Source organism: Mariniflexile sp. HMF6888 (assembly GCF_044335535.1).
Taxonomy (GTDB): domain Bacteria; phylum Bacteroidota; class Bacteroidia; order Flavobacteriales; family Flavobacteriaceae; genus Mariniflexile.
On record NZ_JBIQVZ010000004.1, the window covers coordinates 170441 to 196810 of the forward strand.

Sequence of the window (26370 nt, forward strand, 5' to 3'; positions counted from 1 at the left end):
AGTTTATTTATTTGATAACATGCGTTCCGTTAGACAGTTTAACGGCATAGATGGAGCAGTCCTTATTAAATTTAGCTTTATAAGCTTTAGAGACAGTTGTTTTAAAAGTTTCCACAGCATTTTTGGAAATTAAGTTTATGGTACAGCCACCAAAGCCACCACCCATCATTCTTGCCCCTAAAATATGTGCGTTTAATTTGGCTTGCTCCACAAGGAAATCCAATTCGTCACAGCTTACTTTGTACTGTTTGGATAAGCCTTCGTGAGAACCATAAATTAAAGCACCTAAAGTTTCTAAATCACCATCAAGCATAGCTTGTGAGGCTTTTACGGCACGATTGTTTTCTTGAACAACATATAATGCTTTTTGATAGTTTTCAGGCGTCACCTGGTCTTTAATTGTAAGTAAATCGGCTTCGGTAGCATCCCGCAACGCTTTGATGTCCAATAACGAAGCAATGTTTTCACAAGCCGAGCGTCTGTCGTTATAGGCACTATCAGATAAACTGTGTTTTACATTTGTATTTATTAAAATAAGTTCGTGGTCTTTAAAATTAATTTCAAAGGGTGTTGCTTCTACCGTTCTGCAATCTAATAATAGTGCATTGTTTTCAATACCAAACATACTGGCATATTGATCCATAATACCGCAGTTAACACCTACATAATTATGTTCGGCTTTTTGTGAGATTAGAATCATTTCGGTTTTAGACAATCCTAAATTAAAAAGTTCGTTTAAGCCAAACACCACACTGTTTTCTAAGGCTGCTGAAGAAGACATGCCAGAACCTGCGGGAATATCACCACTGAAGGCAATGTTAAAATTTCCAACCACTTTATTTTTGTTCTGCATTTCGGCAACAACACCCAAAACATAGTTTTCCCAACTACCTTCAGATGAGGGTTTCAGTTTATCTAATTCAAACACGATACTTTCGTTCATGTCAATGGCATAGGCTGTAGATACTTTGTCATCACTTTTATGAAATGCGGCGACAATTCCTTTATCTACTGCTGCTGGAAACACAAAACCATCATTATAATCGGTATGTTCGCCAATAATGTTGATTCTTCCGGGAGAAAAAATCATTAATGGGTCGGCATTAAATTTATTAATGAAACTATCTTTTACTTTGCTAATTAATGTTGAATTCATTTTATGTTTTTGAAATTATATTAACTTAATATTCCAGTTTATTTGATACTCTTCATTAGGTTTTAAGGTTTGTAGCCCCATATTGTTGTTAAAGCTGTCTGATACACCTGTAGTTGGTTCTATAGCAATCGTATTCGCTTTTGGCGGTGTATAAATTTGTAAAAAATTCTCTTTGGAAGAAGCGCTTATTAAAAGTTTATAATCTGGTGTGTTAAATTGTGTTTGGCTGGAATTTAAAATAAAGCAATCATCTAATTTTTTGTCTTTAATCTCAAAATGTGGTTCATTGTTAATATCAACACTGCCAGTAGTTATACAACGTTCATCAAAAACGAGTTGTTTGTTGCTCTCAAAATTAAGCGTGCTATTAAATAAGTTACTGCTACTAAAATAGGGGTGCCAGCCAAGAGTAAATGGAAATGCTTTGGTGTCAGTATTTTTAACCGACACATTAACATCTACCGAATCTTTCTTTATAATATATTCAATTTGAATGGAGTAGGAGTATGGAAATCCGACAGATTCTTTGTCTTCGACATATAGTAATGTGATGGAAGCAAAATGTTCGGTTTGTTCTTGTTTAACTATTTGGAATGTTTTATTGAAAACCAAACCATGTAAGGCATTGTTGTTGCCCGTTTCATTAATTGGAAATTGAAATTCTTTACCATCATACGTATATTTACCATCTTTTATTCGGTTGGCAAACGGAAATAATATCGACGATGCGTAGGTATTGTTATATGTTAAAGGGGATAAATCTTCAATAATGGTTTTACCATCAAGTTTTAATTCCTGTAAACTTGCACCTTGGTTGATACAAATTTTTGCATAACATACTTTTTCTTGGTTTTTAACTTCAATAAAATCTAAATCATTAGATGTATTTAAAATGTGTTTTATAGTGTACAATATAAAATGTCTTAGTTGAACGAGTTCGTTTGGTTGATAAGAATTTTGCAAATATACTAAGTGAAAATTAAAATGCGATGAGTAGCATGGAAATAAAAAATCCGTAAACATTTCTGCTTACGGATTCACATTTAGATAGCATCTATTTTTTTATTACTTTTTTTGAAATTGTTTACTGAAAACAAGGAACAACACGCCACATAATAACCAGGTGGGTAATGTTACGAACGATAAGAAAATATCAAACTGAAGCGATATGGAATAAAATATACCAAAGCTAATGGCCCAAGCCAGTAATACCGATTTATTAAATTTTATATTGGCATGTTCTGCATAATTTTTAATAATGCCATATTTTTTTGAAAAGAAATGTTCAAAAACAATAACGGCTCCAACAGGTGCTAATATAAAGCCATATAGCGCAACAAAGTCTAATAATTTCATGGCAAAGGCTGGAAATAATCCAGCTATGGTTGCAATAGTTCCAGCCAAAATGGTTACCCAAAACGTAGACAGTTTAGGAATGATGGCTTGAAACGCTAAACCAGCTCTATAAATAGTTGGATTGGCAGTTGTCCACCCGGCCAATACAACGGCTATAATTCCGAAAATACCAATAGCGTTATAAGCTAACGGACCGGGAGCTACTGGTGGTGCTTCGCCATTTGATAAAAAGGCTTGAGCTTCAGGTGAATTTAAATATACTGCGTATAGTAAACAAGCGGCAATCCATGCCATATAATGACCTACATACATACCTGCAGCAGTTGTCCACCCAGAACTTGCTTTTTGGGCAAAACGGAATACTGATAAATCGGACATACCAATGTGCATAGCTGCATTGGCAAACCAAGACCAAATAACAACATGCCAAAAGGTGTATTTTATTTGCCCAGGGAATGGGTCTCTGCCTTCACCCCAAATATCCCAAAATTGAGAAAAGCTAGAAACGCCCAATTGGTTTAATGCTACTACACCGCAGGCTAAAAATGCAAGTACAATAACAGGAGACATCCAATTGGCAGCTTTTGAAACCGTATCGTAACCTCTAGCTGCTATGATGGATATTACAGCACCAAGAGCAAGCACAATAACAACCCAAGTAATACCATTAGGAAGTGTGTCTGTTAATTTTGGCATGGGCATGTCAAAAGGAATACCAACTGCAGTTGCCGACACGGTTATCATAGAACCTGCTAAAAAACAAAATAAGATTCCATTGGCAAGGTTGTAGCCTGTAACTAAGTTTTTACCACATATTTTTTCCAGTTGAAAATATAATGTTAATCTGTTTTTAACAGCGATTTCAGCGGTTAAGTATCTCCAAGATAATACGGCTAATAAATTTCCAACTAGAAGTCCGATAATTAAATCGAAAGCACTAACACCCGCAGTTAAAAATAAGGGACCAATCATAAATTCGGTACCAGCTGCATGCTCACCAGCGTACATGCCAAGAAAACTTTTCCAGCTTTTTAATTTTGATTGCGGCACAGGGGTTCTTTCAAATTCACCTCCTGCAATTTCCTCTATCATATCTTCTTCTCTGTGATATTGTGTCATTGGTTTTATTTATTTAGTTAGTATTGGTTAATTTATCAAATATTATGGTTGTTTCATTTCCATGATTGTCAAAGAAACGCAAACTACGACAAAAACTTTTTTCTTAAGTCTTCTACTTGGTCATCATTTATCGGCACCATTTTACCTAATGAGTTTCCTAAAACTATAGATTTTGCACTAAATTCGGCTACTTCTAGATAATCAAATGTTTGAAGCAACTTATCTCCTGTAATCATTACGGAGTCATTTTCGATGATCAAAGCCGTAGTACAATTATTTAAAAATTCAGAAGTCTTATTGGTTTTAAAATGGTCACCATACTTAACAGTGGCAATATCTTGTAAAAATATCCAGCTTTCAGGAATTGTACGCACATTTAAGTGTGTTTTTGTCACTCCAAATGACATTAAATACGGTGGTTGTGTCATAATAATAGAATTTACATTTGGGTTACGTTTGTAAATTTCTTCATGTATCCATGTGGCTCTACTAGGTGTTTTTCCTTTTTCCCTTTTACCATCTTTTATTTGAACGATATCTTCAATATCCATATCCCAACGATTTACGTTTGTTGGAGAAATTAAAAAATCATTGTTTCGCCATCGCATCGAAACGGTTCCGTAAGAACTTATCATAAGCCCTTGTTGACAGGCACGTTGAACAATTTTACATATTTCCAATCGTTTTTCTAACTCATCGGATGGGTGTTCGGGTTTTTCCATTTCCGGAATCATCGAGGGTACTTGGGCTTCAAATTCATCAATTTGAGCATCGGTTAAATAATTTGGTGTGCCAATTTGTGAGCCATACAAAATAGTGCGTGCACAAAATTCCAAAGTTTCAAACCTTTGAAAGGCGTCAGATAAATCACTTCCTCCTAAAACGGTTCCATGATTTTCCATAATAATGGCTTTATAGCCTTTTTTAAATTCGTCAGCTATTACTTCACCTAATTGTTCACTTCCGGGTAATTCGTAAGTAGCATAACCAATGGGGCCGCAAATATGTTTTGCTTGGGATATGATGTTGGTATTTGGTATTTTACGAACAATACTAAAAGAAACCAATGCAGGAGGATGTGCGTGAATTACAGACCTGATGTCTGGACGCGCTTCATAAATGGCTTTGTGAAAAGGAAATTCGGATGAAGGTTTATGTTTGCCAATAACAGCGCCATCTTTTTTAACACAAATAATATCTGAGGGTCTTATAGAACCTTTGTCAATGGCGGAAGGTGTTACCCATATATTGCCTTCATCATCAATTATAGAAATATTTCCGCCAGAAGTTGTAGTCATGCCTCTTTTGTAAATCCGACTAATAATTTCTGTTATCTGGTCGCGTGGATGAACTAATTTTATTCTTTGTGACATAATTCTAAATTCTTTGGATATATCTCTTAGGTAATAATGAACGGCACGTGTTTTTTTAATGAATAATTTTTCTTCAGGAATTTAGAATTCAATTCTGTATCTGAAATTGAAATAGCAGCTCCTAAGGCAGAACCCAACGAAGAATCGGTAGTTCTTAATTTCATATTTCTAAAGTAATGTGATAGTAATTTTACATAAAGGTCGTTATCGCTAAAGCCACCATCTATGTATAATCTTTTTATAGAGTCACTACCAATAACATTTTTAACACTTTTTATTTGAAGCAATACCAGCTCCGTCATTAGTTGATGGTAGGCGTCTTCAAATTTGGTATATGGTATTTTGGTTTCCGAAGGCATGTTGCTATCGGTTAAGCTTTCCCATTTAAACATATGTTCGAAATCTTTAATAATTTCGGCATAGGTTTCATAATTAAATTTTACATGGCGGTGGTAATCTTCAGATACACCAAAATGTTTATCTAATTTGCTAACCTGAATTTTGTATTCGTTTCCTAAAAATAAGCGGGTTGCCTTAACAGGTTTACCATTAATTCGCATGTAGTTTATAGAATCTTTATCGTGTGTGTCCTCAATAATGGGATGGTCTGTAAAAGGATTTAATGTAATGCTCCAAGTGCCGGTAGAAACGAGCACAAACTTTTTCTTTACGCTTCTAACATAAGGTAATAATGCCGAAGAGCTATCGTGAATGCCCACACCAATTTTAATCCGTTTTCCATTATAGTTCATGTTAACGCTTGTTTCGGTAGATACAATAGTTGGTAGTATGTGATGTAGTTCTTCTTTATAAACCCATTCGTGGTAGTCTTTTTTTTTGTAATCCCACAATGCCGTGTGGCAACCAATACTGGTATATTCGCTTAACGGAATGCCCGTAAAAACATAACTTAGGTATTGTGGTAGGTGTAACGAGTATTTAATTTTTTTAAATACTTCAGGTTTGCTATATTTTAACCAATAGAGTTGCAACCCTGAGTTTAAAAGACTTAAATCAAAACAGCCTGTTGTTTTAAGAAATGCTTCTCGTGGACCATATTTTTCTAGAAAAGAATCAACAATACTTTTGTCTATAGGTTTGGTGTAGTTGTAAAGTGGCGTTAGTACGTCTCCGTTTTCATCTAAATGAACAAAACTAGCGCCATAGGTTGAAAAATTGATGGCTTTCACATTAAATTCGGAAGCTTTAAGAATGTTTTCAAAAACACTTTTTAACCAACTTTGAAGTGCTGCTAGATTTTCGGTAGGAAAACCATCTTCATCTTCAATTTCGTCAAAGTGTGTATATTCTTTATAAACTTCCTTATAATCTTTATCAAAAAGAAAGAATTTTTTATTGGTTTTTCCAATATCAAAAACAGCTGTTACGTCTATCATACAAAACTATTATAAACCTGTTGCTACGGTATTTTTGCCTCTTTCTTTAATTAATAGATTTCTAACGTCTAACGAACGGTATGCTTGAATAGGGTTTAAAGCAGCACCTTTTTGTAATCTGGCATGGGCTAAAAGCGGTCTTACATCTGTTCTATAGGCGTCTTGTAAAATTTCCTGACATGTAACGACATCATTGTTTAATTGTGCAGTTTTTAATAAATCTTGGTCCACTAAAAGCGCTTTAGTATAAGCTTCCTGAATGGCTTCAAGCGATTGTATTAAATCTTCTAAAGGATCTTTAACGTTGTGGCTAGCGTCTATCATCCATGCTAAATCTGGGTTTTGTGGGTTGTTTTGCATGCCGTAAACCAATTCATTAAAAATTAAGAATAGGGCATAAGGTTTGATGCTTCCAACAGTTAAATCGTCATCACCGTATTTACTATCGTTAAAATGGAATCCACCCAATTTACCTTTCAACATTAAGATAGAAACAATTTGTTCTATGTTGCTGTTTGGTAAATGATGGCCTAAATCGACTAAAGAATAAGCTTTATCTCCACACGCATTGGCAAGCATGAATGATGTTCCCCAATCTTGAATAACGGTACTATAAAAGTTCGGTTCGTAAGGTTTGTATTCAATAAGCATGCTCCAATCATTGGGCAGTCCTTTATAAATGTCTTTTAGGCTATTTTCGGTATGTTTAAGTGCTGTTTGAAAGTTGTTCTGTCCAGGAAAACAAGATCCATCGGCCAACCAAACGGTTAAACTTTTAGAGCCTAATTGATTACCTATATTGATAACATCTAAATTATGCTGAATAGCTTGTTGCCTAACAGCTTCGTTAGTGTTGCTTAAAGAACCATATTTGTAGCTTTCTTTAGCATTTTTTTGGTCTTGAAACGTGTTAGAGTTTACCGCATCAAACTTAATATCCAAACTGTTAGCCAATTCTTTAACAGCTTTATAATCCTGTGGAATATCCCAAGGAATGTGAAGTGATACAGCACCTGCTGTTTGTGTTAATGAATGAATTAAACCAACATCTTCAATTTTTTGTTCTAAACTTGAAGGTTCTCCATAAAACGAAAAACGCCCAAAACGGGTACCACCAGCACCTAATGCCCAACTTGGAATGGCAACTTGAAAGTCTTGTAGTTTTTTAATAATGGCATTAACATGAACGCCTTTTTTTGATAAACTATTTGATAAAAAATCAAAATGCTCTTGATGCGATTTTAAATCTTTATTGTTAGCGTCTTGTATATGGTTTTGTTCTATTTTCATGTGTTTATTTTTAAGTTTCAAAGTTGCAGAGTTTCAAAGCTTCAAAGACTCTTGATTCTTGGCTCTATTTTCTATTCCATAACCCCTAATAATTATTTCCTTGAGTGTACAAAGTTTTGGTCACGGTCGTTTCATGTGTTTATCTCACAAAAAATTGTTTTCATTGGTGTTCGATGATTTTCAATTGCTTAAAGCAAATTTTTTGTTAATGGCGATTTCATGAATTGGTAATTTTTTAGTAGCAGATTAGCAATTATAAAGCTTTAAACTTGGATTATAATGAGAAAAAATGAGTTGTCTTAAAAAAAACTTCCATATATATTAATATGCTATGGAAGTTTTTTACAAACTAAAACTAACTCAAAATATCTTATCTGACAAATGCGTTGGCCATTCCACCATCAACATTCACAATGTTTCCTGTTGTTTTGTTTAAAATGGCAACCAATGAAAACACACCGTTGGCAATATCTTCAGGATATATAATTTCGTTTAATAAATTTCTTTTTGCATAATGTGCAGGAAGTTCTTCTACCGTAATGCCGTAAGCTTTAGCACGACCTTCTGCCCAAGCACCTTCCCATATTTTACTACCCACAATAACACCATCTGGGTTAACAATATTAACGCGTATTTTATCTGGAGCTAATTCAGCTGCCAATAAACGTGCCATGTGTTGTTGTGCCGCTTTAGCAGTACCATAACCAACATTATTAGGGCCAGAGACCAATCCGTTTTTACTAGCAATGCTAATGAAGTTTCCTCCTAAATTTTGTTTACGCATCACTTCCACACCAACTTTTGCCAATTCAAACTGGCCTTTAACCAATACATTTTGTAAAATGTCCCAGTCTTTTTCGGTAGTTTCTTCAATTGGTTTAGAAATTGCTAAACCAGCACTGTGTACAATAATATCAACTCCTCCAAATTCTAAACAGGCTTTGCCGAAAGCTTCTTTAATAGAATTATAACTGGTAACATCACATACTGCATAAGTAGATACATCGCGTTTGTAAGTCGCGTTGGCTTCTTTTAAACTATCTTCATTTATATCGGTTAAAACGACATTAGCACCTTCGGCAGCTAATTTATCGGCAATCGCTTTTCCAATACCACCACCAGCACCAGTCACTAATACTATTTTACGCGATAACGGTTTTTCTTTTGGCATTCTAGAAAGTTTTGCTTCTTCCAATAACCAATATTCAATATCAAACGCTTCTTGTCTTGGTAGCGAGGTATAAGAAGTTATAGCTTCGGCACCACGCATTACGTTAATGGCATTGATGTAAAATTCGCTGGCAACTCTGGTTGTTTGTTTATCTTTTGAAAAACTAAACATACCTACTCCTGGATAAATAATAATCACAGGATTCGGGTCGCGCATGGCTGGACTATTGGTTTTTTTGCAAGTATTATAATAGTCGGTATATTCTTGTCTATAAGCTTCAAAAGCAGGTTCTAATTTTTTCAGAATAGCTTTGGAATCTGATAAATCTTCATGAGTATCTAAAGTTAAAACCAAGGGTTGGATTTTTGTTCTTAAGAAATGGTCTGGACAAGAAGTTCCCAAAGGAGCCAATCTTGCTAAGTCATTACTATTGATAAACTCCAAAACCACGTCGCTATCAGAAAAATGACCAATCATTTGGTTTTCTGAAGAACACAAACCTCTTAGTAAAGGCATTAACTGAGCGGCTTTTTCCAAACGTTCTTGTTTGGGTAAGCTTGGTACTTTTTGGCCGCCAAAAATGGATCCTTTTTCTTTTATTTTATTTTCTATATATTCAGAAGCCATTTCTATAACTTCCAAACTATTTATATAACATTCGTAAGATGTATCACCCCAAGTGAATAACCCGTGGCTACCAAGAACGATTCCTCTAATGCCAGGATTATCGTTTAAGCATTTTTCTAATTGTAAGCCTAGATCGAAACCGGGACGTTGCCAAGGCACCCATCCCATTGTATCTCCCCAAATTTCTTTAGTCACTTTTTCACTGTCTTTAGCAGCAGCAACAGCTATTAAAGCATCTGGATGTAAGTGGTCTATATGTGCAAATGGTAATAATCCGTGGAGAGGCGTATCAATAGATGGTGCTTTACTGTCTAAGTCATATATGCAGTGATTAAAAAGGCCAACCATGCGATCTTCATCACTTAAACCACCATAAACATTTTTCAAATTACGTAATCTTCCGGTATATAAACCAGCAATTCCAGAACGTGTTAATGTTCCAATATCGCCACCAGAACCTTTAACCCACATAACCTCAACTTCTTCATTTGTTAACGGATCTTTTTCTATGGTTTTACAGCTAGTATTTCCGCCACCATAATTGGTAATTCTCAAATCAGCACCTAATATATTGGAGCGGTATAAAAATAAAGCAACTTGATCGTCATTTAAGGTATCTGCTTTCTTATCATCCCAAAGATAGTCTACATATTTGAATTTTTTTGTTGTTATATTCATGAGCATTGTTAAAATTTACTGAACAAAAATAAACCAAGCCAATAATGTTTCTATCCTGTACTGTACTGTAATTTACTAAAAATTAATGAATCATTAAAAAATGCGTTATGGGTCTGTATTTTTTAATTAAGAGATTGTGGGATTAGCCGTTTTACTAATTGTATATTAGATACTTATAGATATTACAGATTATAAAAAACCATAGTATTTTAAAATAAAGTACAGTACAGGACAGTATATGTGGATGAGATGTTTAAATTTGTGATTTGAAGAAATAAAACATTGAATTTATATGAATCTATTTAATTTAGAGGGCAAAATTGTCTTAGTTACAGGAGGTGGAGGCGTACTTGGAGGAAGTATGGCTGAGTATCTTTTGGAAAACGGTGCAACTGTTATCATATTACATTACAAACAAGATACTGTAGATAATACAGTAAAAAGAATGCAATCGATTAACAATAAAGTTGACGGTTTTGTTTGTAACGTGGTTGATGAAAAAAGCCTTCAAGAAGTCGCTGAAGCTATTATAGCGAAGTATGGTAAAATAGATGTGCTTATTAATGCAGCAGGAGGCAATATGCCCGGAGCAACCGTAGGACCAACACAATCGTTTTTTGACATCAATATGAACGACTTTAGAAAAGTAGTCGACCTAAATTTATTTGGAAGTATCATACCATCCATTGTTTTTGGTAAAGAGATGGTAAAAAACAAACAGGGTGTTATCATTAATATATCTTCAATGGCTTCAGAACGTGCCATAACTAGAGTGGCAGGCTATTCAGCATCTAAAGCAGCGATTGATAATTACACCAAATGGTTAGCGGTAGAATTGGCCTTGAAATATGGCGACGGTTTACGCGTAAACGCCATTGCTCCAGGGTTTTTTATTGGAAACCAAAACAGGAATTTGTTGCTGAATGAAGATGGCAGCTTAACGCAAAGAGGTAGCACCATTATTAACAATACGCCCATGAAACGTTTTGGTGATGCCGATGAATTAAACGGGGCATTACATTATCTATGTTCAGATGCTTCAAAATTTGTTACAGGTATTGTTATTCCTGTAGATGGTGGTTTTAGTGCTTTTAGTGGTGTTTAATTATATATTTAGGTAAAAATGCAAGAAACATTTAGATGGTTTGGAGTTAATGACTCTGTGAAATTATCATACATAAAACAAGCAGGTGCAACAGGTGTGGTAACAGCATTGCACCATATTCCAAATGGAGAAGTTTGGGAAGTTGATGAGATTATAAAAGTCAAAAATGCCATAGAAGCCCATGATTTGGAATGGTCTTTTATAGAAAGTATTCCCATTCACGAAAACATCAAACTACGAAAAGGCGACTATTTACAACGTATCGAAAATTATAAGCAAAGTTTACGAAATGTAGCGGCTTGTGGTATTAAGAATGTGTGTTATAATTTCATGCCCGTTTTAGACTGGACACGTACCGAATTATTTTGGAAATTACCAGATGGCAGTACCGCATTGCGTTTTGATAAAGTAGATATGGCTGTTTTTGAAAAATTCATCATGGAACGTGAAGGTGTTGAAGACGCATACACTCCAGAAATTCTAGAACAAGCAAAGCTGCGTTTTTCTAAAATGACTTCAGAAGAAAAGCAAGGTTTAGAAGATAATGTTTTAAAAGGGCTTCCAGGAACGGTTGACGATTTAACCATTCCTGTTTTTAAAGACATGATCGCGCAATACGATAACTTATCGCATGCCGATTTAAAAGCCAATTTGTCATTCTTCTTAAATCAAGTCATTCCGGTTTGTGAAGAACATGGGATGGTTATGGCTATTCATCCAGACGATCCACCAATGGACATTATGGGATTGCCTCGAATTATTAAATCTGAAAAAGACTTAGAAGATTTAGTTGGTTTTATCGATAGTCCTTCAAACGGTATCACTTTTTGTACAGGTTCGTTGGGGGCCAATCCAGATAACGATTTACCTAAAATGATTCGAAAATTTGCAGACCGAATTCATTTTCTTCATTTAAGAAATGTAAAGAGAGAGGCTGATGGTAGTTTTTTTGAAGATAATCATTTAGAAGGTTCTATCGATATGTACGAAGTGGTAAAAGCGGTATTGGAAGTAGAGAAAAAAAGAGATATTCAATTGCCCATGCGTCCAGACCACGGACATCAAATGCTACAAGATTTAGAAGATAACAGAGCCTATGCTGGTTATACGGCTATTGGTCGTTTAAGAGGTTTAGCAGAATTACGAGGTTTGGCCCTCGGTATTTCAAGAAGTTAATAAAAGCAAAAATGAAGGTCGGTTTATTTATACCATGTTACATCAATCAATTATATCCACAAGTAGGCATTGCAACTTTAGAGCTTTTAGAGAAATTAGGCGTTGAAGTTGTTTATCCTATGGGGCAAATCTGTTGTGGACAGCCACTCGGTAATTCCGGATATGAAGATGATTCAAAAGGAATTTGCCAGTTATTTGTAGAGAATTTTAAGGAATTCGATTATATCGTTGGACCTTCTGGCAGTTGTGTCTACCACGTTAAAAAACATTTCGATATTTTAGAACAAACCGATGATGTAAAAAGCGTTAGAAAAAACACCTATGAGCTGTGTCAATTTATTTACGAAGTATTGGGTAAAACAGATTTAGGAGCGTCGTTTCCATATAAAGTTGGTATTCATAAAAGTTGCCACGGACTTCGTGGTTTGCGCTTAGGGTCTTGTTCCGAGCGTATGGACGCGCATTATTCAACTGAAGAAAGTCTGTTAAAAGAAGTAAAAGGACTAGAGCTAAAAACATTGCATAGAGTAGATGAATGTTGTGGTTTTGGAGGTACTTTTTCGGTGTTTGAAGAAGCCGTTTCAGTAAAAATGGGTAAGGATAGAATACAAGACCATTTAGACAGTGATGTAGAAGTGATAACAGGAGCAGACCACTCGTGTTTAATGCATTTAGAAGGACTTATAAACAGAAACAAGCAACCTTTAAAAGTGATGCATATCGCAGAAATTTTAAATAGCAGTATGTAATTATGGCGCACGCAGACGAAGCAGCATTATTTAATAAAGATGAAGCAAAAGTAGATTGGCACGACAAAGCTTTATGGTTTGTAAGGCAAAAAAGGGATAAATCTGCCCATAATGTAAAAGGATGGGAAGAACTTAGAAATTTAGCATCGGCCATTAAGGCAAATGTACTTTCCGATTTAGATACTTACCTTGTTCAGTTTGAAGAAAATGCCAAAAAAAATGGTGTTACGGTACATTGGGCAGCCAATGCCGAAGAACATAACAAAATTGTTCACAGTATTTTAGATAAGCATAATGTAAAGAAAGTGGTTAAAAGCAAATCGATGCTTACTGAAGAGTGCCATTTGAATCCTTATTTAGAAGCTAATGCTATAGAAGTTATTGATACCGATTTAGGAGAACGTATTGTACAATTAGCCCAAGAGCCCCCAAGCCATATAGTATTGCCTGCCATTCATAAAAAGAAGGAAGAGGTCGATATCTTATTTCAAGAACATTTAGGAACCAAACCTTGTAATGGTGATCCACAATATTTAACGGCAGAAGCTAGAAAGCATTTACGTAATAAATTCCTAAAAGCTGATGCAGCTATTACAGGCGTTAATTTTGCAATAGCCGACACAGGTGGTTTTGTAGTTTGTACCAACGAAGGCAATGCCGATATGGGTGTACATCTAGCTAAAGTGCATATTGCTTGTATGGGGATGGAAAAACTTATTCCTCAGGAAAAACATTTAGGTGTATTTCTGCGGTTATTGGCGAGAAGTGCCACAGGACAGCCTATAACAACCTATTCGTCGCATTTTAATAAACCCGAACCAGGTAAGGAAATGCATATTGTTATTGTAGACAATGGTAGAACCGAGCAATTAAGCCGTGAAGATTTTAGAACCTCTTTACATTGTATCCGTTGTGGTGCTTGTATGAATACGTGTCCTATATACAGACGTAGTGGTGGACACAGTTATAAAGCTACCATTCCTGGGCCCATAGGTTCCATTCTATCACCAGGAATCGATTTAAAAAAGCACAGTTCTTTGCCTTTTGCATCGACACTTTGTGGTTCTTGTAGCGATGTATGTCCAGTAAAAATTAATATTCACGAGCAGCTATATAAATGGCGTCAGGTCATTGTTAAAGAGGTGCCGCAGCCAGTTGTTAAAAAAACTATTTTAAAAGTAGCTGGTCGTGTTCTAGCAAACTCAGGAATGTATGGTTTCGCTGGAAAATCAGCGCGTTTTATGTTAAAACATGCGCCTCGATTTTTAGTGTATTCTAAATTAAATGTCTGGGGAAAAGCTAGGGATTTGCCAGAAGTTAAAAATGGGAATTTTGATGAATGGTATAAAAAAAGAAAGAAAAATGAGTAGAAAATCCATTTTAAATGCTGTTAAAAAAAACAAGCCTGAATTGTTGCCTTTACCGGAAATTGATTTAGGTATTTTTGAAGAAGATGTTGAATTATTGGACACTTTTATAGACAATTTGAAGTTTGTTGGTGGTCAAGCTATTCAATTGGAAGCTATTGAACAAATTGATGCCGAAATTAAAAAGCTATATCCGAATGCTTCAAAAATCGTATCTTGTATAAAAGAATCAAAATTAGGAACTATATCAATTTCTAAAGATACAGACCCTCATACTCTGGAAGCTATTGATTTAGCCATTATAAAAGGCGAATTGGCTGTAGCCGAAAATGGTGCAGTTTGGATTTCCGAAAATGATTTCACCATTCGTGCATTACCGTTTATTACTAATGATTTAATTTTGGTAGTATCAAAAAATGATATTTATTTGCATATGCACCATGTTTACGAAGTCATTTCTAAACGAGACAGAGCTTTTGGCGTGTTCATATCAGGGCCATCTAAAACAGCCGACATTGAGCAGTGCTTGGTTGTAGGTGCTCACGGAGCCATGAGTTTAACCGTTTTAATTGTTTAGATTCCATACTTTTTTCAAAAACTGCAATTATTTAAAAACTAAAACTAAAATATTATGTCAATTACGTACGAATCGCGTTATGCATCAAGCCCACAAGGCGTTAAAAATTATGATACAGCGCAATTAAGAAATGAATTTTTAATTGAAAATCTTTTTGAATTAGATAAGATAAACTTAGTGTATTCGCATTACGATCGCTTTATTTCTGGAGGTGTTTTGCCGGTAAACAAGCCCCTTTCATTAGAAGCTATTGATCCGCTTAAAGCACCATACTTTTTAGAAAGACGCGAATTAGGAATTATAAATATTGGTGACACTGGAACGGTTACAGTTGATGGAACAGCGTATGTTTTGGGTCATAAAGAGGCATTATACGTTGGACAAGGAAACAAAGAAGTTGTTTTTTCTAGTAAAACTGGTAGTACCCCTGCCATGTTTTACATCAATTCTACACCTGCGCACAAAGCATATCCAACTAAAAAAATAGGTACAGATGATGTTGAGGTTATCGAACTGGGAACTCCAGAAACGGCTAATGCAAGAACACTTAGAAAATATATAGTAAACAGTGTCGTTGATGTTTGTCAATTACAAATGGGTATGACGTCTATAAAACCAGGAAGTAGTTGGAATACGATGCCTGCGCATGTCCATGATCGTAGAATGGAAGTGTATTTTTATTTTGAAATTCCTGAAGGGCAATCAGTTTGTCATTTTATGGGAGAGCCACAAGAAACAAGACATATCTGGATGCAAAATAATCAAGCTGTAATTTCTCCACCATGGTCTATACATTCTGGTTCTGGTACTAGTAATTACTCATTTATTTGGGGAATGGCAGGAGAGAATTTGGATTACGGAGATATGGATATTTGTAAAATTCCAGAATTGAGGTAAAAATTAAATTATAATTCACCACTAAAACCTTTAGCATTTTGTTAAAGGTTTTTTGCTTTTAAGATTATGAGCTGTAAAAATCAACTTTAGGGTTCAATTCATTAATATGTTTCAAGTACAGTTTTCTTGTTTTTTTGGTACAATATTCCTTATAGAGAATAGGTGATTAGTTTTAATTTAGCAACATCAATTATTCTAAACACTAATTTTCATGAAATTTAAAACATTACTATGTGACCAAGCATCAAAATTTTTATTGTCTCTGTAATTTTTATTGCCTTTAACAATTACCAGCATAAATCATACCTATGAAGCCCAAAATAAAAACGGAGATGAATAATAAGAAAAATACAAGAAAACACCAAATGCCTGTTCCATATACCTGCCAGAAATATCAGTAAAGTAAATGTGTTGGTTATAAATACAAATACGTCTAGACTTAATATAAATCTAAAAAAGGAAATATAAAAGGTCAAGCATTTTTATAGGGAATCTTCAAAACGACCGTATAATTATCTTTGGTCTGCGTAACTTGTATTTCTCCCTTTTTGGAAGTTTCCTTAAACAATAAATCCATTCTTTCCTTGGCAATACTTCCAGATAATGAAGTGTGTCCCGAAGATTTAATTTTATTATTAACCTTACCGTTATCCCGAATTTCAACGGTAATTAAATCACTGTTCAAATTGATGTTGATCCGTATTTCACCTTTTCCTTGTAAAGGCGAAACCCCATGAATTACAGCATTTTCCACAAAAGGCTGAATTAACATTGGCGGTACCATTACCCCTAAGGTATCATCTGGCATATCAATATTAAACTCAAAATTGTGGTTATTTCGCATTTGCTGGAGAATCAGATAATTTCTTATAGCCTCAATCTCATCTTCCAACGAAATTAAATCGTTCCTGCTCATTTCTAAACTGCTTCTTAATAATTTACTGAACAGATTGAGGTACTTGATCGATTTTTCCTTTTCTTCAAATCGGATAAAACTTTGCAATGAAGAAAGGGTGTTAAAAATAAAATGAGGCTCCATTTGGGTTCGCAACAACTTTTGCTGCAAAAGCATCTTCTCTTTTACGGCCAACTTTTTTCCTTGTTTCTGGACATATACATAAAACCCTATAAAACCAGATACTATAAGGAGCAACAAACCACTAATTATTAAAAGCAAGGTTCTGGTTTCTAATTTTTCATTTGTGGTTTTAACGGTTTCATTAAGAAAATCTATAGACTTTTTTTTTGCTTCTACGTCATAAAAAACGGATATTTCCTCAATGGCTTTTGCGCTATTGCTGGCCTGTATAGAGTCCTTGATTGCCAAACTTTCCAAGTGAAGTTTTCGGTATGTATTCAAATTCTTCTTTTGAAGATAATAGACTGCCTGGGCCATTCTATTATCAAATTTGGATCTATAATTTACCCCAAAATGTGATTCTATATCCTGTGTAGCCTTTATATATTTTTCAGAGGCTGAAAATTGTTGCTTTGCAGCATAAAAAGTAATTAAATTGGTATAGCTTATATATAAATTAAGTTGATGGAGGTCAAAATTGGTTTCGGCATAAGCTCTTTTATCAAATTCCTCACATTTTTTAGTGTATATAATTGCCGAGTCCAATTTTTGTTCATGACCAAAAATAATTGCCTTTTCTCCATAAAAGAACCGCTGTATTTTATCGCTTTCCAGTAGTTTATAGATTTCACCAACCTTTTGGTTATATAGTCTGAGTGAATCCAATTGATTTGTTCGCTCGTAAATTTTAAACAACTGGGTGTAAGCCCTAAACAGATTATTATAGTAAAAATCTTCTCCCAAGTTATTTTTATTGGCAATAATGGTTTGTAAGGCCAAATAGTTCTGTGCCGTAGATTTGTCTATTTGGGACGAGTTAAAATTTTCTTGGGCACAATTTACCAAGCAAATTACCTTGGCTCTGGGGGCTATTTCATCTGGATAAGCAGCGATTAGAGCTGCCGCCTTGTTGTAGTAGTGGTTGGATTGAAACGTTTTGCCCTCTGTGAGATAGATATTGCCCAAACCGTTGTAAACAGAAATTTTGATTTCAAAAAAATCCTTTTCTTTTTCTATTAGTCCCAAAGCCATTTCTAAATAGGTTTTAGATGTCTCCAGATCTGTTTTTGCATATTCTTTGGCCAATTGATAATAGATATAGGCCTGAGGAACGTGATGTTGATTGTAGGGAGAATGGTTCAATACATCATTCCAAAAGTCAATTTTTTCATCTGGACCCTTCTTGTCTGCATTGTTTTTCGCTTCTTGTTTTAATTTTTCAAGAAGTAAGGTTGGCGGGACGCTCTCCTTTTTTACTTTTTCTTGACAGGAAAGTAAGGTTAGCAAGAACAAAAGGCACAGGTGTCTTTTCATTACGAACTATAATTGTGATAGAAGTCGAACAACAGCTTCTTTTTTTCTAATAGAAACAGGGATTTCTACACTGTTGTTCAATACTATAAAGCCTGATTTCAAATACCTAATGATTGACGAGGTATTAACCATGTAGGATTGATGGCATTTTATAAAAGAATTGTTAGGTAATAATTCTTCATAAAATTTTAAAGGCTTGGAACTTGTTATTCTGTTTCCGCCAACTAAATAAAAATGTGTATAGCTGCCATCTCCTGATAGATACAAAATATCTTTAGTTTTAAAAAGCTCTATACTTTCCAAAGTGGAGACACATATTCTGGAATTTTGCTGTTTGGTGTTTTTTTGGTGTTCATTTATAACCTCAAGCTGTTTTGAGGTAAAGAGCGAATTATTTTTGTTATAATTGTCCATGGCATTGTATAGCTCTTCTTCATCCAATGGTTTTAAGAGGTAATCCATGGCACTATGTTTAATAGCCTTAATAGCAAAGTGGTTGAAAGCAGTAATGAAAATTATAGAAAAAGATGGATCCGGTATTTGATTTAATATCTCAAAAGCGTTCCCATCGGGCAATTGAATATCCATTAAAACCAGATCGGGTTTTAACTGTACAATCTTTTCCACGGCATCTTTAACGTTTGTAGCACTGTCCAAAAGGTTAAACTCTTGTCTTTTGCTTACAAGCCATTCAAGCTCTTTTCTAATGGTGGCTTCATCTTCAATAATGAGGATTTTGGGTAAGTTCACTAATTTTTTTTAAAAGTGGTCATAGCTTGGCTAAATTAAATATTGTTTTCATGTTATACTAATGTGAGTTTGCAAAAATAATTTCAGTTTTTAGTTCACTGCTGTTATCTATCTGTTTTGTCTCTATTTCAGCAATACCATATTGTTTATAATAATTGAGCAGGACTTCACTGGAAAATCCTCCCGAATCGTCTGCATGATTAATAAAATAGGAAGTTTTATGGTTTTCAATATAAAATAATGTTGAAAATGTAATAACTTCACTGTCCGAAAAAATGGAATCTCTGCTTTTTAGATGATAAGAAAATAGCTGTTTTTCCAAACTTTTTTTATAGCTAGTGGGATTATTGACAAGAACACTTTGGTAAACATATTTTTTACCTTTACGTTCATCATCACGATCATACATCCCAGTTTCGGTATGCTTTGGCAATTTCGTGAATGTTGTTTTGCTTTCGCAAGAAACTATCACCATAAATATTAATAAGATTAGTATTTTCATTTTTTGTATTCCCATATGTTATTTCTAACCCTTCAAGGGTTTATTCTAGGTAGTTCAATGAACCTTGTTTTGCTTTCACAAGATGCGATTGTTATAATAGCCAGTAGGATTGGGAGTCTTCTCATTTCGTTTTATTATATTCTAGATGGTACGAGCATATTGCTCATGCTTATTGTAACTTTTTACACCGTTACCCTACTAATTACAAACTGGCGGTAACGTGCGATTTGCATTCGTTTATCTTGCCGCTTCCAGGCCATCTTCCAGTTTTTTCCCTTTGGGTAAATAGAAATATACTCCGGGCCAAACTCTTAACCTATCACCATCAGAATCTAGATACGAAAATTCCAATGCAGATCTGGTCTTGAACGGATAATCTATCTTGTTTTGAACAAGATACAATAGTTTACCCTCCTCCAAAAACACCTTTCTAAAATCTTTAATTGGCTGGAATCTTTTGTTTTCATGACTTAAATGGTACAAGTAGAATCCTTCCCAATCATCATTTATAGACGACTCGTCAAGGTAACCTGTTTGGGCCAACTCAGCCAGTGACTTGAATTTTAATTTTGCCATGGCATCGGCATCCTGGTTTTCATAAACTTTTGGTAGGTATTTAAATATTCCAATGCCTTTTCCTCCAGCAGTTTTTGGTCGAGCTTGGTGAGGTCCTGTCCGTTGATCCAGCCTTCCACTTCATAAGGCACCTCTGCCTGAAATTCAAAACTGAATTCGTAATACGATTCTCCGGAAGCGATGAAGTTGTCGTTTTCATCGGTTAAATTGATGTGATGCATCACCTCCACTTCATCCTTTAATTTTTGCTCCCCTTTGTTATCCATTTGGATTATCCAGATGCTTAAACGGGTAAAATCGGTTAATGTAGGATAGCTTTCGCCATTTTCGTACATTTCTTTTTCCAAATCACCTAACGGGTATAAACGATAGGTGAGTTTTTGCTTGCCGCTTTTTAAAATGCCAGCATTGATATCAATAGGTGTAGCAACAATGTCCATCTCATAATCCTCATATACAGGCATATTGTTCACCAACACTTCGATATGGCAATTGACCTTGCTCAGGCGCATATAATATATAGGTTCTTTAGGATAATGTTTTACTTTTTCTAATACTTTTGAAACGAAATTTTGACTGTTGATATCTGGATTCTGCATGATGTTTATTTTTTCATCATGACTTATTGACTCTGTCTTTTTTTCCTGACCACAAGCCACCAGAAAACTAATTACAAAAAATAAGGTTATACTTTTTATCATATATCATTTAATTTGTTCTTATCTATTTCCAATAATTAAACTGTTTGCATCTCAATTTTTATCGATCTTCAGGATTGGCTTGTCTTTAACATCTTTTGGTTTTGTTGCATTTATTAATAATTCTTGGGTTTGCACGACATCATAAACGGTAAAATTGCAAGTAGTAATAAAAGTTTTTCCATTGGTTTATTTAACTTTTTTGAGCTCTTTATAAAGTTCATCAAGGAATTGTTGTTGTTCCTTATTTTCTTTGTAATATCGTTGATAGTTCACGCCACAATCGGTTATATCACTAATATTTTTTGTGCTAAAAGTCCAATCATCAGCATTTTTTATTAAAACTCCCAGCTCATTATTACAGTTTTGCCACAACTGTGAAAACTTAGTTTTTTTATGGTTCTTTAATTGGTTAAAATCCGGATATACTGTATATCCCTGCATTTCAGGATTGTAAAATTTTAAAATCATAAAGACAGGAACGCCGCCCCAGTCTATTGTTTTTCCTTCGGGCAATTTTATACTCGTGAGCTTTTCTTCATTCATCATGTTATTTTGATGTCCTTTTTTGAAAAAATGTTCTTCGTAGGTCAGTTTTGTCCCTTTAGGTACTATTATCTTTTTGACTACTGTAGGCTGGGTTGTATAAAAATAAGGGTAATCTGGGCCTCTTCCTCCTGTTGGATTTCCCATTCCGCTTAATGCGCTAATAAATGCTTTTCCTATAGCAACAATAACCACAAGTGCCAATATTGCTATAGTAATGTAAACTTTTTTTTTCATTTGTTAAAGTGTAATACCATGATAAGGTGTTTAATCGTTTTCAAAATCAACCTTTCTATAAACGCTAATTCATGTAGGGCTTATTTTGCAAATACGGGTATGATTATTAAAGTTTAATTGAAAAACGGTCGTTGAAAATGGCGCTTTCGGTTGCTTTACACAAAACCCTTGTTCTAACGGCGGTTTTCAAGGAATACAAAGTCTCCAGAACCTACTTCTCCAAAAATTTGGTCCTTATATTCGCTTTTGACGACATAGATATAGCCCTTATAATGTGCTTTTTTTTCACCATTCATTATTTTTTTATTTTCTTCATCAACTTCTATTTTTAAAGTATTTGCTTCATTATCAATTACCAAAGAATATCGTATGATTCTGTCTTTTAGTGTCCAAGTATAAATATCAAAGCTTTGGTCAATAAATTCGCCTTTTGATTTTACCCCTACACCATACTTTTTATCTAATGTTTCAACGAAACGTTTGGTTTTAGCTACATCTGTTTCGCCTATCAATGCATTTACAAGCATAATTTTTCCGTCCATTGTAGTAACAAGATTTACAGCGTTAAATTTTTCATTTCCAAACTTTGCAAGTATGTCCCTACTTGAAAAACTTTGTTGTTTGTATTCAATTCGTATGGGCTTTTCACTTCCCACAAACGCTCCGTCTGAAATAGTATCAACTTCCATCATTTCGGATTTTAGTTGGTAATACCCATGATATTCTTTGCTTTTTGTTTTCTCTGGTAGCAGTGTAGAAAGTTTGGTGTTAAAGTCGAAATTTTCCAGTTGTAAAGGCGCTTCTGCAATAGAAGTTACAAGGCTATTTTTTTGCCCATTGCAAGAAATCATAAATGGCAAAATGGCAAGTGTTACTAGTTTTTTCATAAAAATTTTCTATATGTGTTAGCAAAAACTAAGATTTAAGACTTATGACTACCAACGTATGACTAATGACACACTTCTTATGGTTCTATGTCTAAACGTCTTAGGTCTCAATACTCATTTCTCAATACTATTTCAATGGCGCTCAAATATCATCTACTTCCTCGGCATCCTCTTCGTTAAACTCTTCCTGCTCTTTTTTAATTTCAGAAGCCGATCTTTGATAATAGCCCACCATTTTATCGAACTCTACATTATACACCAAAACTTTATCGGCTTTATTTATCTGCTTTATTACGACCCCATCATGATCCGTTTCTACCAAATAATCGGTATTCATATAGATTTTCCTTATATTTTCCTCACCGTCCGAGCTGGTTTTAAGATGTTCCAATAGCACTTTATCATAAAATTTTTCACTGTAAACCAAATAATAGTCGGTCTCATTTGCCGCATAGACCAATAAAAGATAATTGTCACTTAGCTCGTATTCGGTATCCTTGAAAAGAATGGCATATTCATTTTTTCCACTGCCCGTTAAATTGCCGATCCAAATTAAATCGACACTCGTTTGGTTCCCGTTTTCTACATAACGAATATTTTCGCCTTCCCTTGAATTATAGAATTCGATGATCTTTTTCTTTAATTTAATAGGCAGATTGGACATTCCAAAACTTAAAAATTCGTCCCTGTAATAGCCTACAAACTCATCGAGATCTACAAGTGAGCCACAGTTTAAGCATTCGTGTTTCGGGGGGCTTACTGCTTCTTTGGAGACCAATTTTAAATAAGCGATGAGGTCTTCTTGTTTCTGCTTGCCATCATATGTATTCAAGGCATCCAACGAATTATTCTCTACCAAAGAGAACCAAAAATCGCTTTTGGTATGTTCTTGATAGTTTGTATATAAATAATCCCCATATTCTAAAACATATAAAGTATCGGGTAGTTTATTGTATTCATTTTCAAATTCCTTTTTCAATAATCTGCCTTTTTTCATTACCGCATCATCTTCTACATTTACATATATATCGGCAACATATTCTGAAACGGTACCATCATCTCCTTGAAGAACATAATCGGTAACATCTTCTACTTCTACAGAACCATCTCCATTGAGATAACGCCACGCAGAACCATCTCGATTGAGATACATCCAAGAAGCCGATAACAAAATGATTAAAATGATTGCTATGGTGATCATTCTTTTTGAAGTTTTTGGTCTATTTGGTCTATTTGGTCTTTTAAGATGACTTTTTTCTTTTTCCATATTAATAATCTATTGTTGTTTGCCTGTAATTTTACTCTTCTTTTTTACTTTTTATAAATACCGTTGCTTAGTGGGTTTAACTCATTTTCAGTTGATACTTTTACCTTCTTTAACCTTAATTTTTTATTCTTTAAAATATGAATTGGAAGCTTTGTGATAGTTCGTGAGGTTTAATCAGCCGTTATGGCTTCTTCAGAAGGTGCAGTAGACTCACTGAACACATTACAATTTACAGGAATATCCAAAAACTCACTATTTCCCAATTTGAAGTCGATAGAACGGTTTAGGGAAAGTTCATCATCACCCGTTTCAGGATTATATTCCATATTAAAAAAAGCAATAGTTAGCAGCTTTCCTGATTTCAAAGCTTGATAGAAAATTGAAAAATTTTCAGTATCAAATTCATAAAAAGGATCGCCGAAATCTATAGCATCTACATAAAAGTTGATTTTGGCAAATTCGCCCCCTTTTGAGCTAGCAAAATCAACACCCCCATAGGTGCCATCCCTATAGTTTTTTGTAAACTCAATGATATACTTTGGAGTTTGAGTGGTATCCAAACAACTAAAGAATACGGCAAGTATATAATCTTTATTTGAATAGTTATAAATATTGCTTTCGCCTTCATACCGTATATGTACCCAGCCTTCCTTGTCTATAATGTTCTCCATATTTTCCAGTTCAGCTTCAGATAAACTATCGGCTTCAACAACTTTCAAACCTTGACTATAAATATTTGTCCCTAAGAAAAGGCAACCGATCACTATTAGATATTTCATAATGTTTTGTTTTTTTAATTTTATGTTTATGTTAAAAAAATCATGGTTTTAAAGATAATTACCGCCCTAGTTTGCTCATAAAAAACACAATAGCTATGACCAATAAAAGCAAACCTATCAACATGAAAACTTTGTTTTCTGTACTAAATCCTATTTTAGTGTAATTAAGGATCAGGTTTGATAGCAATACGATTTGGTAAAGCAATAGAAACCCAATTATCCAGATCCAATACCAGATAAGGTTCCAGCCAAAACCAATACCTCCATCGTAGAGAAACCAAAGCGTAATGCCCGTTAAGGGTACTAGCAAGAAGGCTCCTCTCCATATAATCCCTGTAGTTATCATGATATTATTCATTTTTCTGATTTATTTATGCCTTAAATACCATCCTCTTCCTTATGTTCAATCGAATTTTAATAGGAGGTTTCGTTTTCTTAAAATCAATTTTTTTCATATCGAATTGCAATTTTTATCCAAGACAGAAGGTTGCTCACTATCGTGAGTTTGACTAATGATTGTAACCGCTGTGCGGAAGTTTTTCTATTTAACATACATTCCCGAAAACAACATATTTTCATCAAAATTTAATGTCACTTTATATGGCATATTTTTTATTTCAATATAATTTGCGAATTTTAAATCTTCATAGTCGATTATTAATTTTTTGTCGAATAATTTGACTACATCGTTAAATTTCATACCTGCTTTCAAACCGTTTTCAAATGAAATTTCAACTTTTTTGAAGTTGTTTATTGCATACCCCTTAATTATATTATCTTTTTTATTTTCAGGATTAATTTTATTAGCCGATAAATAAAAATAGAAATCGTAATAATCTTTTTGATATATAATTTGATTTATATCTCCTGTACCTCCATTAATTTCTTCCATTCGTTCAAAATTTTTGTTGGTTTCAGATTTTTCAAAATCTTCTTCGTTTGATTTTCCAAGAATTAAACCGTTTATGCTCCAATTATTATCAACTTTTATTATTGGCTTATTTTTAACATCTTCTGGTTTTATAGAATTTTTTACTAATTCTTGTGTGTATTTTTCACTATCACATTCACCAAAATCTATTAATCCATTAAAAGTGTCCCAATAACAAGTTTTGGATAAATTCGTGTTGTTAAGAACAATAAGCCTATCATAATCAGGTGCAAAGAAAATATATTTGTTTTCCTTTTTCACGTTCCAATATAAACCGTTATCTGTATTCGGATTTTTTGAACCCTTACCATATTTTAGCTCAATTTTCTTTAAAATCCCTGATTTTAAACTTGGGGTTTTCATTTCAATTCTTATCCCATAAATTTTATTTTCTGCATTAAAAATTTTTAAATTGTTTTTCAATTCATTTTCATTTTTGATTGGTATCAAATCTATATGACCTCCACCAAACCTTGCAATACTATCTGTTTTAAGTTTTTCAGAGTTTATTTGGAAAATAATTTTTTGTCCTTTCAGATCAATGTCTTCAAAACTATATTTCTCAGAATTTTTAACTTCTAATAATAGGCAGAATGGATATTCAACAGTTTCAACTCCAACAAGTAAATCATTGTTAAAGTTTATTACTTTTTCTATTGGTTCATTTAGATTTAATTTTGATAAATCGACTTTTTCTTTTCCATTACAAGAAATCATAAAAGGTAAAATTGTAAGTAGTAATAAAAAAAAATTCATTTTGATTGTGT

The 26370-nt window shown here is 34.1% G+C and carries 24 protein-coding genes; 6 read left to right on the top strand and 18 right to left on the bottom strand.

Annotated features, from left to right (window positions below; genetic code table 11):
• Positions 1–7: 7 nt before the first annotated feature.
• From galK to ACGLWY_RS11745, 7 genes are all read right to left on the bottom strand, one after another.
• Positions 8–1156: a galactokinase gene (gene galK, locus ACGLWY_RS11715; protein WP_396619851.1), complete on the bottom strand. Its 1149-nt coding sequence runs from the start codon at positions 1154–1156 to the stop codon at positions 8–10.
• 15 nt (positions 1157–1171) lie between these two features.
• Positions 1172–2068, bottom strand: coding sequence for an aldose 1-epimerase (locus ACGLWY_RS11720; protein WP_396619852.1), 897 nt, complete (start codon positions 2066–2068; stop codon positions 1172–1174).
• Between the two features lie 153 nt (positions 2069–2221).
• Entirely contained in the window at positions 2222–3631 is a 1410-nt protein-coding gene (locus ACGLWY_RS11725; protein WP_396619853.1) for a purine-cytosine permease family protein, read from the bottom strand.
• 83 nt (positions 3632–3714) lie between these two features.
• Positions 3715–5004: a class II aldolase/adducin family protein gene (locus ACGLWY_RS11730; protein ID WP_396619854.1), complete on the bottom strand. Its 1290-nt coding sequence runs from the start codon at positions 5002–5004 to the stop codon at positions 3715–3717.
• Positions 5005–5030: 26 nt separating this feature from the next.
• Complete coding sequence (locus ACGLWY_RS11735; protein ID WP_396619855.1) at positions 5031–6401, bottom strand: FGGY-family carbohydrate kinase; 1371 nt, start codon at positions 6399–6401, stop codon at positions 5031–5033.
• A gap of 9 nt (positions 6402–6410) precedes the next feature.
• Positions 6411–7691, bottom strand: a complete 1281-nt coding sequence (locus ACGLWY_RS11740; protein ID WP_396619856.1) for a sugar isomerase — start codon at positions 7689–7691, stop codon at positions 6411–6413.
• 370 nt (positions 7692–8061) lie between these two features.
• Positions 8062–10167: a bifunctional aldolase/short-chain dehydrogenase gene (locus tag ACGLWY_RS11745; RefSeq protein ID WP_396619857.1), complete on the bottom strand. Its 2106-nt coding sequence runs from the start codon at positions 10165–10167 to the stop codon at positions 8062–8064.
• A 292-nt stretch (positions 10168–10459) separates the two neighbouring features.
• Between ACGLWY_RS11745 and ACGLWY_RS11750 the strand changes: the two genes are divergently transcribed.
• Genes ACGLWY_RS11750 through kduI form a run of 6 tightly spaced genes read left to right on the top strand, consistent with a single transcriptional unit; the run spans position 10460 to position 16038 of the window.
• Positions 10460–11272, top strand: coding sequence for an SDR family oxidoreductase (locus ACGLWY_RS11750; RefSeq protein ID WP_396619858.1), 813 nt, complete (start codon positions 10460–10462; stop codon positions 11270–11272).
• Positions 11273–11290: 18 nt separating this feature from the next.
• Positions 11291–12448 carry a mannonate dehydratase gene (uxuA, locus tag ACGLWY_RS11755; RefSeq protein ID WP_396619859.1) on the top strand — a complete coding sequence of 386 codons (1158 nt, stop codon included), beginning with the start codon at positions 11291–11293 and terminating at the stop codon, positions 12446–12448.
• 11 nt (positions 12449–12459) lie between these two features.
• Positions 12460–13197: a (Fe-S)-binding protein gene (locus ACGLWY_RS11760; RefSeq protein ID WP_396619860.1), complete on the top strand. Its 738-nt coding sequence runs from the start codon at positions 12460–12462 to the stop codon at positions 13195–13197.
• Positions 13198–13199: 2 nt separating this feature from the next.
• Positions 13200–14567: a lactate utilization protein B gene (locus tag ACGLWY_RS11765; protein WP_396619861.1), complete on the top strand. Its 1368-nt coding sequence runs from the start codon at positions 13200–13202 to the stop codon at positions 14565–14567.
• Positions 14560–15141, top strand: coding sequence for a lactate utilization protein C (locus ACGLWY_RS11770; RefSeq protein WP_396619862.1), 582 nt, complete (start codon positions 14560–14562; stop codon positions 15139–15141). The genes ACGLWY_RS11765 and ACGLWY_RS11770 overlap by 8 nt, the downstream gene beginning before the upstream one ends.
• 54 nt (positions 15142–15195) lie before the next feature.
• The gene (gene kduI, locus ACGLWY_RS11775) at positions 15196–16038 is read left to right on the top strand and encodes a 5-dehydro-4-deoxy-D-glucuronate isomerase (protein WP_396619863.1); all 843 of its coding nucleotides are present in this window, start codon (positions 15196–15198) and stop codon (positions 16036–16038) included.
• Positions 16039–16510: 472 nt separating this feature from the next.
• Here the strand turns inward: kduI and ACGLWY_RS11780 are convergent, their stop codons facing one another.
• From ACGLWY_RS11780 to ACGLWY_RS11830, 11 genes are all read right to left on the bottom strand, one after another.
• Entirely contained in the window at positions 16511–18430 is a 1920-nt protein-coding gene (locus ACGLWY_RS11780; protein WP_396619864.1) for a sensor histidine kinase, read from the bottom strand.
• A gap of 6 nt (positions 18431–18436) precedes the next feature.
• Positions 18437–19180: a LytR/AlgR family response regulator transcription factor gene (locus ACGLWY_RS11785; RefSeq protein ID WP_396619865.1), complete on the bottom strand. Its 744-nt coding sequence runs from the start codon at positions 19178–19180 to the stop codon at positions 18437–18439.
• A gap of 58 nt (positions 19181–19238) precedes the next feature.
• Complete coding sequence (locus ACGLWY_RS11790) at positions 19239–19682, bottom strand: hypothetical protein (protein ID WP_396619866.1); 444 nt, start codon at positions 19680–19682, stop codon at positions 19239–19241.
• A gap of 237 nt (positions 19683–19919) precedes the next feature.
• On the bottom strand, positions 19920–20258 hold the full coding sequence (locus ACGLWY_RS11795) for a hypothetical protein (protein ID WP_396619867.1): 339 nt from the start codon (positions 20256–20258) through the stop codon (positions 19920–19922).
• Positions 20246–20959 carry a hypothetical protein gene (locus tag ACGLWY_RS11800; protein WP_396619868.1) on the bottom strand — a complete coding sequence of 238 codons (714 nt, stop codon included), beginning with the start codon at positions 20957–20959 and terminating at the stop codon, positions 20246–20248. The genes ACGLWY_RS11795 and ACGLWY_RS11800 overlap by 13 nt, the downstream gene beginning before the upstream one ends.
• A gap of 186 nt (positions 20960–21145) precedes the next feature.
• On the bottom strand, positions 21146–21739 hold the full coding sequence (locus ACGLWY_RS11805; RefSeq protein WP_396619869.1) for a hypothetical protein: 594 nt from the start codon (positions 21737–21739) through the stop codon (positions 21146–21148).
• A 173-nt stretch (positions 21740–21912) separates the two neighbouring features.
• Entirely contained in the window at positions 21913–22626 is a 714-nt protein-coding gene (locus ACGLWY_RS11810) for a hypothetical protein (protein ID WP_396619870.1), read from the bottom strand.
• A 142-nt stretch (positions 22627–22768) separates the two neighbouring features.
• Positions 22769–23827: a hypothetical protein gene (locus ACGLWY_RS11815; protein WP_396619871.1), complete on the bottom strand. Its 1059-nt coding sequence runs from the start codon at positions 23825–23827 to the stop codon at positions 22769–22771.
• A gap of 236 nt (positions 23828–24063) precedes the next feature.
• Complete coding sequence (locus ACGLWY_RS11820; RefSeq protein ID WP_396619872.1) at positions 24064–24672, bottom strand: hypothetical protein; 609 nt, start codon at positions 24670–24672, stop codon at positions 24064–24066.
• 58 nt (positions 24673–24730) lie between these two features.
• Entirely contained in the window at positions 24731–25030 is a 300-nt protein-coding gene (locus ACGLWY_RS11825) for a hypothetical protein (protein WP_396619873.1), read from the bottom strand.
• 183 nt (positions 25031–25213) lie between these two features.
• Positions 25214–26359 (bottom strand): hypothetical protein, encoded by a 1146-nt coding sequence (locus ACGLWY_RS11830; RefSeq protein ID WP_396619874.1) that lies wholly within the window; start codon positions 26357–26359, stop codon positions 25214–25216.
• Between the last annotated feature and the right edge of the window lie 11 nt (positions 26360–26370).

Bases quoted from the DNA above. Each gene is read 5' to 3' on its own strand.
- galK (WP_396619851.1), bottom strand. From the start codon at position 1,156: ATGAATTCAACATTAATTAGCAAAGTAAAAGATAGTTTCATTAATAAA.
- ACGLWY_RS11725 (WP_396619853.1), bottom strand. From the start codon at position 3,631: ATGACACAATATCACAGAGAAGAAGATATGATAGAGGAAATTGCAGGA.
- ACGLWY_RS11730 (WP_396619854.1), bottom strand. From the start codon at position 5,004: ATGTCACAAAGAATAAAATTAGTTCATCCACGCGACCAGATAACAGAA.
- ACGLWY_RS11735 (WP_396619855.1), bottom strand. From the start codon at position 6,401: ATGATAGACGTAACAGCTGTTTTTGATATTGGAAAAACCAATAAAAAA.
- ACGLWY_RS11740 (WP_396619856.1), bottom strand. From the start codon at position 7,691: ATGAAAATAGAACAAAACCATATACAAGACGCTAACAATAAAGATTTA.
- ACGLWY_RS11745 (WP_396619857.1), bottom strand. From the start codon at position 10,167: ATGAATATAACAACAAAAAAATTCAAATATGTAGACTATCTTTGGGAT.
- ACGLWY_RS11750 (WP_396619858.1), top strand. From the start codon at position 10,460: ATGAATCTATTTAATTTAGAGGGCAAAATTGTCTTAGTTACAGGAGGT.
- uxuA (WP_396619859.1), top strand. From the start codon at position 11,291: ATGCAAGAAACATTTAGATGGTTTGGAGTTAATGACTCTGTGAAATTA.
- ACGLWY_RS11760 (WP_396619860.1), top strand. From the start codon at position 12,460: ATGAAGGTCGGTTTATTTATACCATGTTACATCAATCAATTATATCCA.
- ACGLWY_RS11765 (WP_396619861.1), top strand. From the start codon at position 13,200: ATGGCGCACGCAGACGAAGCAGCATTATTTAATAAAGATGAAGCAAAA.
- ACGLWY_RS11770 (WP_396619862.1), top strand. From the start codon at position 14,560: ATGAGTAGAAAATCCATTTTAAATGCTGTTAAAAAAAACAAGCCTGAA.
- kduI (WP_396619863.1), top strand. From the start codon at position 15,196: ATGTCAATTACGTACGAATCGCGTTATGCATCAAGCCCACAAGGCGTT.
- ACGLWY_RS11780 (WP_396619864.1), bottom strand. From the start codon at position 18,430: ATGAAAAGACACCTGTGCCTTTTGTTCTTGCTAACCTTACTTTCCTGT.
- ACGLWY_RS11790 (WP_396619866.1), bottom strand. From the start codon at position 19,682: ATGAAAATACTAATCTTATTAATATTTATGGTGATAGTTTCTTGCGAA.
- ACGLWY_RS11795 (WP_396619867.1), bottom strand. From the start codon at position 20,258: ATGGCAAAATTAAAATTCAAGTCACTGGCTGAGTTGGCCCAAACAGGT.
- ACGLWY_RS11800 (WP_396619868.1), bottom strand. From the start codon at position 20,959: ATGATAAAAAGTATAACCTTATTTTTTGTAATTAGTTTTCTGGTGGCT.
- ACGLWY_RS11805 (WP_396619869.1), bottom strand. From the start codon at position 21,739: ATGAAAAAAAAAGTTTACATTACTATAGCAATATTGGCACTTGTGGTT.
- ACGLWY_RS11810 (WP_396619870.1), bottom strand. From the start codon at position 22,626: ATGAAAAAACTAGTAACACTTGCCATTTTGCCATTTATGATTTCTTGC.
- ACGLWY_RS11815 (WP_396619871.1), bottom strand. From the start codon at position 23,827: ATGATCACCATAGCAATCATTTTAATCATTTTGTTATCGGCTTCTTGG.
- ACGLWY_RS11820 (WP_396619872.1), bottom strand. From the start codon at position 24,672: ATGAAATATCTAATAGTGATCGGTTGCCTTTTCTTAGGGACAAATATT.
- ACGLWY_RS11825 (WP_396619873.1), bottom strand. From the start codon at position 25,030: ATGAATAATATCATGATAACTACAGGGATTATATGGAGAGGAGCCTTC.
- ACGLWY_RS11830 (WP_396619874.1), bottom strand. From the start codon at position 26,359: ATGAATTTTTTTTTATTACTACTTACAATTTTACCTTTTATGATTTCT.